The organism is Streptomyces sp. NPDC033229 (assembly GCF_055576875.1).
This window is the reverse complement of the sequence record NZ_JBVIQR010000092.1, coordinates 1-10,931: the sequence shown is the minus strand read 5'-3', so window position 1 is coordinate 10,931 and position 10,931 is coordinate 1. Positions and strand designations below refer to the sequence as shown.

Annotated in this window: 10 protein-coding genes and 1 pseudogene; 8 read left to right on the top strand and 3 right to left on the bottom strand. The window is 69.4% G+C overall.

The features are described 5' to 3' along the window. Window positions 1–561 precede the first annotated feature (561 nt). Window positions 562–2,751, top strand: coding sequence for a DEAD/DEAH box helicase family protein (locus ACZ53N_RS35010; RefSeq protein WP_469144801.1), 2,190 nt, complete (start codon window positions 562–564; stop codon window positions 2,749–2,751). Here ACZ53N_RS35010 and ACZ53N_RS35005 read toward each other — a convergent pair. Then, a complete protein-coding gene (locus tag ACZ53N_RS35005) occupies window positions 2,722–3,063 on the bottom strand; it encodes a peptidase inhibitor family I36 protein (RefSeq protein WP_469144800.1) in 342 nt (113 codons plus the stop codon). The two genes, ACZ53N_RS35010 and ACZ53N_RS35005, sit on opposite strands and share 30 nt — an antisense overlap. A 929-nt stretch (window positions 3,064–3,992) precedes the next feature. Between ACZ53N_RS35005 and ACZ53N_RS35000 the strand changes: the two are divergent. The 3 genes and pseudogenes from ACZ53N_RS35000 (at window position 3,993) to ACZ53N_RS34990 (ending at window position 6,312) form a co-directional block, all read left to right on the top strand. Continuing rightward, window positions 3,993–4,951 (top strand): annotated as a pseudogene (locus tag ACZ53N_RS35000) (DUF6192 family protein). A 288-nt stretch (window positions 4,952–5,239) separates the two neighbouring features. Next, on the top strand, window positions 5,240–5,365 hold the full coding sequence (locus ACZ53N_RS34995; protein ID WP_469144799.1) for a hypothetical protein: 126 nt from the start codon (window positions 5,240–5,242) through the stop codon (window positions 5,363–5,365). Window positions 5,366–5,460: 95 nt separating this feature from the next. Next, the gene (locus tag ACZ53N_RS34990; protein ID WP_469144802.1) at window positions 5,461–6,312 is read left to right on the top strand and encodes an IS5 family transposase; all 852 of its coding nucleotides are present in this window, start codon (window positions 5,461–5,463) and stop codon (window positions 6,310–6,312) included. A gap of 901 nt (window positions 6,313–7,213) precedes the next feature. Here the strand turns inward: ACZ53N_RS34990 and ACZ53N_RS34985 are convergent. Together ACZ53N_RS34985 and ACZ53N_RS34980 are read right to left on the bottom strand one after the other, a co-directional pair. Continuing rightward, window positions 7,214–7,759, bottom strand: coding sequence for a flavoprotein (locus tag ACZ53N_RS34985; RefSeq protein ID WP_469144798.1), 546 nt, complete (start codon window positions 7,757–7,759; stop codon window positions 7,214–7,216). Beyond that, on the bottom strand, window positions 7,756–9,009 hold the full coding sequence (locus tag ACZ53N_RS34980; RefSeq protein ID WP_469144797.1) for a helix-turn-helix domain-containing protein: 1,254 nt from the start codon (window positions 9,007–9,009) through the stop codon (window positions 7,756–7,758). The genes ACZ53N_RS34985 and ACZ53N_RS34980 overlap by 4 nt, the downstream gene beginning before the upstream one ends. Window positions 9,010–9,083: 74 nt before the next feature. On the opposite strand from ACZ53N_RS34980, the gene ACZ53N_RS34975 reads away from it, so the two are divergent. From ACZ53N_RS34975 to ACZ53N_RS34960, 4 genes are all read left to right on the top strand, one after another. After that, the gene (locus tag ACZ53N_RS34975) at window positions 9,084–9,470 is read left to right on the top strand and encodes a DUF6415 family natural product biosynthesis protein (protein ID WP_469144796.1); all 387 of its coding nucleotides are present in this window, start codon (window positions 9,084–9,086) and stop codon (window positions 9,468–9,470) included. Between the two features lie 124 nt (window positions 9,471–9,594). Further along, window positions 9,595–9,939, top strand: coding sequence for a hypothetical protein (locus ACZ53N_RS34970; protein WP_469144795.1), 345 nt, complete (start codon window positions 9,595–9,597; stop codon window positions 9,937–9,939). A gap of 114 nt (window positions 9,940–10,053) precedes the next feature. After that, entirely contained in the window at window positions 10,054–10,344 is a 291-nt protein-coding gene (locus tag ACZ53N_RS34965) for a hypothetical protein (RefSeq protein WP_469144794.1), read from the top strand. Next, window positions 10,337–10,633, top strand: a complete 297-nt coding sequence (locus tag ACZ53N_RS34960) for a hypothetical protein (RefSeq protein WP_469144793.1) — start codon at window positions 10,337–10,339, stop codon at window positions 10,631–10,633. Before ACZ53N_RS34965 ends, ACZ53N_RS34960 begins: the two co-directional genes overlap by 8 nt. Window positions 10,634–10,931 lie beyond the last annotated feature (298 nt).

The window sequence follows — 10,931 nt, the reverse complement described above, 5'->3', positions numbered from 1 at the left end:
GCGCGCGGTCTGCTCCGCAGACACGACGCGCCGTCGCTACGCGACGGAAAGACGGCACCGCACTCCGTGCGGTATCCGGGACTTCGTCCCGGGCATCCGGGCCACTCCGTGGCCCAGGATGCCAACTCCGTTGGCCTCGGGCTCGGATCGCTCCGCGATCCGGCCTGACGGAACACGCGGGGCGTGTTCCTGCGGCTGACAAGAGGGGGAGTCTGCGGGTCGGGGTGACGGAGGATCAGGGGGCTGGTCTCCGTCTGCCGTTGGGTAAGAGGCGGGCGAAGGCAACGGGCAGGCCCACCGCAACGGTCCCGGGATAGCAGAAACGAACGGAACGGAACACTTCCAACGACTGGGATGCGTCATCCTGCTGTGCCCGATACCTTATGGAGAGGCAAGCCACCCCCGCCACGGCCTCTGGAGCCACCGAAAGACCACAAATAACCGCCTGGGAACCGCTCATCAAAAGGCTGGATAAACACCCACTACCCAGTGTCAAGAATTCCAGCACAACCAGATTACAGCGGCCCTGAGAACACACCAGACACGACGAAGGGAAATAGCATGCCAGGTAAAGAACTGTTTCCGCATCAGGTGGAAGCAGTCGATGCCATCCTCCGTGTTCTGCAGACACCCGCCGACGGGCACCTGCCGACCGAGGGGCTGCGGACCCAGGTCATCGCCGCGACCGGCTCGGGCAAGACACTGATCGCCACCGAGGCCGCACAAAAGCTGGCTGCCCGGCGGGTCCTGGTCCTCGTGCCGACTCTGGATCTCCTGACCCAGACCGCAGCCGCATGGCGGGAGGGCGGCCGTACCGGGGCGATGATCGGAGTCTGCCGGCTAACGGCCGAGGACGCTGACGGCATGCCCTGTACAACGGATCCGGCCGAGCTCGTGGCCTGGGCACAAGGGCTGGAACGGGTGACGGTGTTCGCCACCTACGCCGCCGTGGGCCTCGGCATTCTCCAGCGCGCCCATACCCAGGGCCTGGGCGTGTGGGACCTGATGGTCGTCGACGAGGCGCACCGGACCAGCGGAGACGCGGGCAAGCCCTGGGCAGCTGTGCACGACCAGGGCAAGATCCCGGCGGGCCGCCGGCTCTACATGACCGCCACCGCCCGAATCTGGGAGGCCGCCGAAGGCAGCCGCGACAAGGCGCCGCGGCCGATCGCAAGCATGGACCCCGACTCTCCGCTGTTCGGGCCCGTGGCGTTCAAGCTCACCCTGTCCGAGGCCGTCAGCCGCGGACTGGTCGCGCCCTACCAGGTCGTGTGCGTCGACATCACCGACCCCGAACTCCACCAGGCACAGCAAACGGCCGGACCCGGCTCGGACGCGGTACGCGGAGCCAGGCTCGCAGCGCTGCAAGCCGGCGTCCTCACCGCAGCGGCGCAGGAGCGGCTGCGGAAGGTCCTGACGTTCCACAGCAAGATCACCGAGGCCGAGGCCATGGCCAAGGGCGTAGCCGACGTCGCGCAGCGGCTCTGGCAGGACGACCCGCGCCGCTTCCCGGCGCCGGAACGGGTGTGGGCCGGCTGGCTCTATGGTGAGCACTCCCCCGGCCACCGGCGCGCCGTGCTGGAGGGGTTCGCGTCCGATGTCATTGAGGACGAGGACGGGTTGCGGCCGGCTGCTCTGCGCGTGCTGAGCTCCGTGAGGGTACTGGGTGAAGGGGTCGATACCGCGAATTGCGATTCCGTCGCCTTTTGTGATGCGCGGGGGTCGATGGTCGACATCGTGCAGATGGTCGGCCGCGCGCTCCGCATGAAGCCCGGCGAGGGGAAAATCGCTTCGCTGATCGTCCCGGTATTCCTCGCGCCGGGTGAAAGCCCGGACGAAATACTGACCTCACCGGCCTACGAAACCCTGGCAAAGGTCCTCGGAGCGCTCCGCGCACACGACACCGACACCATCGAAGCCCTCGCCGACCCCCGCGTACGCAGCGGGAGCTACGCGCCGGAGGAGGAGGGCGGTGAAGGCGGCCAGGAGCGGGCGGAGGGTGAGCGGGCGATGCAAGGGTTTCTTGTGCAGGGTCAGCAGTCCGCAGCCCTGGCAGCCCTTGTCGCCGAGCCCGGGATGTCTGCCGACGGTGGTCTCCATGCCCGAGGCGGTGCGGGCGTGGGAGTCGTGGCGGGCTCCGGGCAGGGGCCGGCCAACGGCCCTGAGGCGGCCCCGGAGGTCGGACATCACCTGGACGTTGTGACCGGTGCGGCGGTGCTTCGCGAAAAACAGCTGCTCAGCGGCCTTCCAGTCCCAGCACGGGGCAAGAAAACCGTCAACAAGGACCGGCTCGCCCCGCGGCCGCCGGGCGACGCCGAACCCCAGCTGCTTCAGGCTGCCCCTCATCACAGGCCGCAGCACGGCCGCATAACGGCAGACCATGGGCTACGAGACACCGAACAGCTCACCGACCATCTCCTGAACCGCGTTGTGACGCAGCAGGAAACACAGCACGACCACCGCCCCCCACAACGGCAGAACACGCGGCCGCCCCGCCGGCGCGCCCCAGCCCGGCAAACACCGCTCCACCCTCCCCATGAGCAGGGACAGCTGATACAGGCTCAAACCGGTAGTACGGTGGAAACGCATCGGTCCCCCCGAGCGTCCGCACAGGAATCGACACCCCGTACGGTACGCCGAGCGGACCGATCCTACGCCCAGCAATCAACCAGCAAGACCCACCGACTTCTGAATAACCTTCCAGGCCTTACGGGACATCATTTAGAACCACGAATTGGCGACGAACCCTAGACTGCTAGCTGAAGCATGCGCACGTAGAGTCCCGGCCAGGCCTTGATGGCTGTAGTTGCAGTGGGAATCTTCATAAAAAGTCCATTCTTTGTCAGTTTCGTTAATAATCGAACGCGCTGGAAGTGGCGTTGCGCCGCAAGAAGGCCAGCTCCCCGGACTGTAATCTTTCCTATTCCCCTGGAAACTCTCCTGATCCCAGAAACAGACGGAACCGCTTGGGCATTCCGGGAAGGCGTCGCTAACCTCCGCCGACGCACCTGCGGCCGGGATCAGTAGCAGACATGTGAGCGCAGCAACAGTAAAAATTCTCATACTGACAGGATAGCCAAGTTTAGTCCGGTGAGCTTCGTCAACTCGGCCACCGATCAGGTGAAGTCCATGGGCGAAGTCGTCTGGTCGAGGCCTCAAAGATCGAGGTCGGCACCGCGTCAACCCTGACCCCACTTGTGCCTCCCCTCGTAGTGTGGAGATGTCCGCTATTGATCAGAAACGCTTGTGATTCTTGGTCGTTGAGCTGGGCGTGAGTGATCTGGTGGGGGGACGCCCGGAATCTGCGACCGGCAGCGCAGGAGGTTCTGCGGTTGCGGGCGGTAGCCGCGTTGGTGGCGGGGCGTGAGTGCCCGTTTCTCAAGTCGCTGAAGTGATCTTCTGGCGGGCCTAGCCTGGTGGGGTGGCCGATGGTGACGGGCGGGTGCCTGCCCGGTACTGCCGGGCTTGTGGTGAACGGCTTCGGCCGGATGCGGGCCCGCGGGCCCGGTTCTGTTCGGCGGTGTGTCGTTCCAGGCAGTGGCATCAGGCCCGGAGGGTGCGGGCGAGGGTGGTCGCGTTGCGGGATGTGCGGGACGCGGCTGAGTGTCTGTCGTGCGGGACGCGGTGGACGCCGGGGGTGGAGCATCCGGCCGGGACGGTGTTCTGCTCGCCGAGGTGCCGCACAAGGGCTTGGCGACGGCGGCAGGAAGGGTTCGGAACAGCGTCACAGTGACGCCGATCCGAACGCTCCTTTTGGTGAATTTCCGCCGGTTCTGGCCGAGTTGACACCGAGGGTTGTTGACGATCTCGCGGAGGTGGACGCTCCGAAAAGGAGCAAGGGGCCGTGGGTTCCCTTGCGGCCCTTGGTGCCGCACCCGGCCCCGTGAGGAGTGGTGATCGCCTTGTCCGAGAACATCGGTCAGGTCACCCGGAAGCGTTACGAAGAGATCGTCGCCGCTGACCGCCGGCTCGTCGCCCAGATCGGGCGGGCGATGTTCACGATCGGCGACCACGCGCTGGAGATCGAGCCGATGCGCCCGCACGGCGGTTCGGTGATGCACGAGGACGAGCTGTTCGGCGTCCGCGCATCACTCCAGATATATGCGGACGACGTCGGGTTATCACTGAGCACGGTGCTGAACTACCGGTTCACCTCCCACCGCTGGCCCGTCGGCCGGCGCCGGGAAGGCGTCTCCCACAAAGTCCACACGATCCTGGCGTCGATCCAGGACGAGAACGAGCGGTGCGAGGCGATCGGGAACCCGCCCGTCGACGACGTGACCGGCACGCGGCGGTGGACGACGAATCTGGCCCAGAAGCACGTAGGGCGCCGGCCGGACCGGCCCGGGACCGTCCAGGAGAAGGTGGACCGCGTCCACGACCTGGCCGTGGACGAGGACGTGGCCGTCCAGGTGGCGGCTGACGTGCTGCGGCGCCCGGCGATCGCAGCCCGCCTGATGGACGACGCCGCGGTCCGCCAGGCCGTCGCCGAGGCCCAGAAACCCGAACACCGCGCGGAAGCGGTGCGGAGCCTGGTGAGGGACGATGCCGCCGCCGCGAAGGTGGCGAGCGACGTGCTGCGGCGGCCGGAGGTCGCCGCGCGGATCGCGGCCGACGACACCGCTCGTCGCATGGTCAACCGGCTCAGGCCGACCGCTCCCGACAGCAGGCCACGGCCTTCCGCGAGACCTCGCCGGCCGCGCCGGCGGTGAGGCGGATCGAGCGGACCGAGGAGTTCGTCGACCTGCTCGGCGCTTTCCACCGGTTCGTGCGCGAGACGTCCAAAGCGGTGCCGAAGATGCGCGACCGCCAGTGGTCGGGGGATGAGCGCGAGGTGCTGCTGTCGAACATCGCACGGGCCCGCGCGGCGCTGGACTGGATGGAGACCGCGGTGGCAACCGGTCAGGTCGACATGGACGAGGAACTCGCCCGCATCCTGCGGGGTGAATAGCGGTGCGCAAACGCTCCCCGGCCGCGGAGCGTCATGCCGAGCTCATCCAGATCGCGCTGATGGAGGCCGCCCCGTCGGGGCTGGTGATCAAACGCCTGATGGGCGCCTGCGAGCTGAGTCTCTACCAGACCCGCAGCGGCCTGCGGGCCTTGCGGGACCTGTCCGGCGAGCGGGGCTGGCCCCCGCTGATCTGGACGCGCGAGGACGGGTACCACTTCTGCGAGCGAGGCCGAGCTGGAGGCGTGGGAGCGCGCCTGGATCAGCGAGCGGCTCACCCAGTTCCGTCGGATGATCACCGGCACGCTGGCTCCCCACCTGGCGCTCTTCCCCAACAGCCGGTGGGCGAACTACCTGAACACGCAGATCAAAGCGGTCGAGGCCAGCCTAGCCATGGCAACCTCGCAGAGCCAATGACACCGGAGCCGCCGGCACGCTTCACACGGAAGGGACCAGGGGTCCTGGCCGACTCTCCCCGGCACTTCGCTGCGGCCAGGACCCCGACCTTCGTGATGCGCCGACGCCGCTACCCTTCCGACACTACCGATGCTGAGTGGGCCTTGATCGAGGCCCTGCTTCCGCCCGCCTGCGAGATCGGCCGGGGCCGGCCGGAGAAGCACCCCCGCCGCGAGATCGTCGACGGCATCCGCTACCTGGTCGACAACGGCATCAAGTGGCGCGCGATGCCGTCCGATTTTCCCCCTTGGCGGACGATTTATGGGTTCGCCCGGCGCTGGGCGGCCTCCGGCGCCATCAGCGTGATCCGTGACCAGCTGCGGCGGGCGGTGCGGGTCAGTAGTGGCAAGACGCCGCAGGCCACGGCGGTGATCGTGGACTCCCAGAGCGTGAAGGCGTCCGAGACGGTCGGCAGGGACAGCCGCGGCTTCGACGGGGCCAAGCTGATCAACGGCCGCAAGCGCCACCTCGCAGTCGACACCCGCGGCCTGGTCCTGCTCATCATGGTCACCCCGGCCGACGTCACCGACCGCGAGGCGGCCAAGGAACTTTTGTTCCGGCTCAACGTCATGCACCCGGAAATCGCGACCGTCTGGGCCGACTCGAACTATGCCGGCAAGCTCGTGGCCTGGGCGAAGGACCGGTGCGACATCACGTTGAAGACCGTCCGCAGGCCGCCGAACACCAAGGGATTCGTAGTGCTGCCCCGCCGGTGGGTGGTCGAACGCTCCTTGTCCTGGATCATGCGGGCCCGCCGGCACTGCCGGGACCACGAGAGGCTGCCGCAGGTCAGCGAGTCGCTTATCACCTGGGCGTCCATCACGCTGATGACCCGCCGCCTCACCCGCAAACCGGCCAGGAAGACGGCGCTGCTTGCCGTCCCGGTCGTCCTGCCTACTGCGGCCTGACCAACATCCATCTCGTCGTCGTCACGCCGACGGTCCCCCTGCTCCTCCGCAGAACCGTGGCTCTCACCCTGGCCGAACCGCTGACGTCAGCGCGAGACCTCCAGGCCTTGCTCAGGAACCGGCGGCGATTCCTGAGCAAGACCACCGGGCGGCTGATGGGCGGGCCGCCCGCGCCCCGGCTTCCGCTAGCGAAGGAAGACAGCACAGTCGTACCCATCCACCCGGTCGGGGAGGGACGGTTCGAAGCGGGAGCACTCGTACCATCGTCCATCTGTCCGGATATGGAGACCACCACCGCCGGTTTCCCCGTTACCGGTGCAGTTTCCAGAGGCGTGGACGTAGGGGTGGACCGGACCCGACTCCGCTGCAACGGCGTGGTCGCATGTGTAGCTGCTGTCGGCGTGGGCTGGTGCGGCGGTGACCACCAGGCCGGCCAGCCCGAGCCCGGCGGTGGCCACCATGGCGGCCACCCGGTGCGCGAAGCGCGCACGGACGGGCCTGCCTCCTCGGCGGGCGGGCGCTTGCACCGTCACGAGGGGGGCCGAGCGTTGCGTAAGTGGCATGAGATGCCTCCTTGTCGGACATCGCCGTTCTCAAAGGATGCGGCGTGCAATCAGGACAGCAGTCACCGTCAACATCAGTTGCCGCTATCTGCAAAATTCACCCGAAAGGGTGTGATGGGTGGCTTTCGCGGCCACCCGCTCGCGGACGTCAGCCGCCTGGCTCCCCGCAGCAACTCTCTCCAGAGGACGGCGGCCCAACCCATCGAGCTGAGCGAGTTCGCAATCCGTCGCTCCCGCCCAAACCCATCGCTCCGCAGAGGTCACACAGCTCGGACTCATCTCTTCCTCGCTGTCGGCGTACGACGCTCATCCCAGCCGTCGAAATCACAAACAGGCACCTAGGCGGGTAGTGCGTCGATGGCGGCCTGCCACGGGTACGCGTCGAGGTCACCTTGCCGGGGCTGGTGGGGGACGAAGCCGCCGTCGCCGAGCAGCAGGGTGACACCCGCGTCGCGCAGGGTCTCCACGTTGCGCGGCACTGCCGGGTGTCGGCCTTGGGCGTCGTTCCAGTGGGGCAGGGCGACGATCGGCAGGCCGAGCCCGATGCCTTCGGTGATGAGTCCGAGGGCCAGGGTGTCGCTGATGCCAGCGGCCCATTTGTTGAGCGTGTTCGCGGTCAGTGGGGCCACGAGGATGGCGTCCGGTGAGGGCAGTACATCCGGCTGTGAGGGGAGTTTGTACTGCCAGCGGACCGGGTGACCGGTGAGCTGCTCCAGGGCGGCTATCTCGCCGGTGGCGTCCTCGCTGGCCCACCGGTAGGCGGAGGGCGTGAGGATCAGGCAGACGTCCCAGCCGGCGGCCTGGGCGGCTCGGATCGGGGTCGGCAGACGGCGGGCGGGCGGCGCGGCGCAGGCGATCAGGTACAGCGTGCGGGTGGTGGTCATCGGGGCAGTCCACATCGTCCCGCGAGCGCCTGCAAGAGCCCCTCGGAGGACCCTGCGCCGAGAAGGCGCAGATCTTCGACGAGGCGGTGTGTGCGCGGGCGGCAGCGGACCTCTTCGGGGGCTTCCTCCTCGGCGTCCAGGAGTGCGGTGACGGCGTCCTGGCGCTGGCCGGCCTGGGTGTAGGCGTGGGCGAGGTCGGTGAAGTGGTGGGCGCGTCGCTCGCGCGGCAGGCCCTGGCGGGCGGGGTGGGAGATCTCGCGGGCGGCGGTGATGGCGTCGCTCCCCTGGGAGAGCTGGACGTGGGCGGCAACGCGGTAGAGGTTGACGTTCGTCGTCCCGAACGCCGTCCACAACGCGTTGGCGTCGTCGACGCCGAGCCGGGTGGCGTGCTCGTCGGCCTCGTCCAGGAGCGGGGGGACGGCCGCGGCCGCGGCGGCGGCGCGGGCTTCTTCCTGCTCGGCGACGGCGGCGGTGGCCATGGCGGCTTTGAGGTAGAGCATGCCCAGGACGCTCAGTCCGTCCGCGCCCCGCTGCTGGAGATCGGCGGACAGGCGGTCCGCGGCCGCAATGGCGAAGTCGGCGCCGGCGCGCGCCTGGCCGTGGTGGGTCATCGCGTCGGTCAGGTGGCGCGCGGCTGACGCCATCGTGACCGGGTCCTCGCTGCGCTCGGCGGCGGCCACCGCCCGGTGGGCAGAAGTGATGGCCAGGTCCGTGTCACCTGCCTTGATCGCGGCGGCCTCGGTGACCTCCAGCACCCAGCACAGCAGCCGCCATGCCTCCCGTCGCTGCTCGCCCTCGTGGTGCGCGGCCGCGCGCGTGGCGGTGACCAGCAAGGTGGGCACCAGGCGCCCCAGGCTCGCGAACGCCCCGGCCTGGAACGCGGTCCTGGCGTGCACGACACTGCGGCGCAGCGCGGGCAGCGGGGGCGCGCCGGTGCAGTCGGCGTCGCAGGTGCCGGTGATGACGTCATGGCGGTGGAGGGCTGCGCGGATCGCGGCGAGCTCGGCGGCGTCCGTGCAGTCGGCGGCCGTCCCCGGCGGGGCGTCCGACAGCAGGCGCTCCAGCGGGATCCGCAGGACTCGGGCGGCGTCCTCCAGGACGGACAAGCGGGGGTCGCGCTGTCGAAGGCCGCCTTCGAGGTTTTGCACCCAGCGGCGGGACTGGCCCATCAGGGCCCCGAAGTCCGCCTGCGTCATGCGGCGGACGGTGCGCCAGTAGGCGATGCGGCGGCCGATGTCCCGACTGTCCATGGAGGTGCTCCAAGAGGCACGATGCACCCACTTTGGGTGCCTGCCTTCCGGTATACCGCCCATACGGTCCCGGCATGACCCCTTCCCCCCGAACCTCACAACCGCCGTTGCAGCTCACGCCGATGATGGTGGGTGAGCTGCCTCCCCTCGATCTGGTGACCATCCGCGCAACGGCCTGCCGCGCCGTCGGGGGCCGCCGGTCCGTACCCGGGCCCCAAGAGGTCACCGAGCTGACTGCGGCGCTGCGGGAGCACCTGGAGCAGATGCTCCCGCACGCCCAGGCCCACGCCGACCAGATCGCCCCCGCAACAGCGGCCCGGGAACAGTGGCAGGCCCTGATCAGCCGGGGCCGCGCCGCTGCCACCGCCCTGCCCGACCGGCAGGGACGGGCGGCGGCCACCGTGCACATGGCCGCGCTCGCGCGCGAGGCCCGGTTCCTCGCCGACTGTCTCGACGAATAGGCCCCGGACCGTGCCGAAAAGTCCTTCCCCGAGCCGGGGCTGGGTCTCGCTGGCGGAGCCGGATGCGTCCAGGCGCCGGCGGTGGATCACCGCACGGGACCACACCCGGTGGACAGCATGCGGCGTGCACTGGGACGCGGTGGCCATCCGGCCGATGATCCTGGGACTGACGGCACTCAGCCGGATGCGCCTGCCCCGCCAGCGCGGCTACCCGGTCCTCGCCGACTACCTCCGCGACGAGCTGTACGTGATGGTGGCGCCCGGCACCGGCGACGCATGCGCCGGCCTGCCCGGCGTCCGCGTCCTCACCCGCGGCCACCACCTGATCCTGCCGCGCACCGAGTACGGCTCCCCTGCGGCCGACTGGCTCAGCCCTCCGCGCGAAGACCCGCCCCTGTGCGTCCCCGCCCCGCGCCTGGCCCGGCAGATCCACTCCCTGACCAAACCTGGGGCGGCCGCCGTCTCATGACCGCCGGGGGCACCCGGCGGCCCGAGCGCGCTGGATCGGGGGGCTTCCCGTGCAGCCGGTCGACGGCGGCCGCCGCGAGCGGGCACACTCGGAGCAGACAGAAAGGGGCCCGCGATGACCGCACAGCCGATCCACCCGCACGAGCCGGAGCGGGTGCCCCGCAACGCGAACGGGATCGCCAGCGCGCTTGAAGGCCCGCACCGGGTCGAGTTCTACCGCCAGTTCCTGGAGGCCGCCCCCGAGGAGGCCGAAGGCGTCCTGCGCCACTGGTGGTGCGAAGCGATGCTCGACACCGACCCGGCAGGCGACCGGATCACCGCGGCCGCGCTGGACGGAACACTGCCCACGACCACAGTCGCCGACCTGATCGAGCGCCGCCGCGCGGCGGGCCTGCCCGTTGAGTGAGCCGTACGACCAGGAGCCCGAGGGCCTGCCCTGCGTGCTGTCGGAGGAAGTCACCGAACTCCTCATGGACCCCGGCCTGCCCGGCCCGGTGTTCAGCGCGATCGTGGCCGCCACCGTCGTGATCAACGAGACCTCCGGCCAGGTACCGGGCAGCACCGCATCAGCCCGGTGGCCGCAGCAGCGGCGCATACCGCTCGGCGCCGACGGCTCACTCGGCATCGCCGAGTACGTCATCGCCGCCGACGCCGACCCGCCGCACATCGTCCTCACCCGCATCCAGCTCTACTGACCCGATCCGAAGGGTCCGGCGAGACACCCGTCCGCCGGGCTTCGGCGTTCGCGGCCGCAGCGCCGCACGGAGCCTACGGCGACTCCTGCTGCTCACCATCGCGGGCAGGCTGTGGGCGGCGTCTGAAACATTTTTCAGACGCCGCCCACAGCGTTCAACGCCCACCGCTACACCCGCAAGGGCTGGCTTCTCTGCGAGACCGCTTAGATCCTCGGAGTCGAAACCCGGCCGACGCGATGCTCACGCACTTCGCGGCGGGCCTGCATCTTCCCCGACGGCGTCAGCACAGGCACCGGCT

What these genes read in the sequence shown, in the direction of transcription:
- ACZ53N_RS35010 (WP_469144801.1), top strand. Translation starts at nt 562, where the DNA reads ATGCCAGGTAAAGAACTGTTTCCGCATCAGGTGGAAGCAGTCGATGCC.
- ACZ53N_RS35005 (WP_469144800.1), bottom strand. Translation starts at nt 3,063, where the DNA reads ATGAGAATTTTTACTGTTGCTGCGCTCACATGTCTGCTACTGATCCCG.
- ACZ53N_RS34995 (WP_469144799.1), top strand. Translation starts at nt 5,240, where the DNA reads ATGATCACCGGCACGCTGGCTCCCCACCTGGCGCTCTTCCCCAACAGC.
- ACZ53N_RS34990 (WP_469144802.1), top strand. Translation starts at nt 5,461, where the DNA reads ATGCGCCGACGCCGCTACCCTTCCGACACTACCGATGCTGAGTGGGCC.
- ACZ53N_RS34985 (WP_469144798.1), bottom strand. Translation starts at nt 7,759, where the DNA reads ATGACCACCACCCGCACGCTGTACCTGATCGCCTGCGCCGCGCCGCCC.
- ACZ53N_RS34980 (WP_469144797.1), bottom strand. Translation starts at nt 9,009, where the DNA reads ATGGACAGTCGGGACATCGGCCGCCGCATCGCCTACTGGCGCACCGTC.
- ACZ53N_RS34975 (WP_469144796.1), top strand. Translation starts at nt 9,084, where the DNA reads ATGACCCCTTCCCCCCGAACCTCACAACCGCCGTTGCAGCTCACGCCG.
- ACZ53N_RS34965 (WP_469144794.1), top strand. Translation starts at nt 10,054, where the DNA reads ATGACCGCACAGCCGATCCACCCGCACGAGCCGGAGCGGGTGCCCCGC.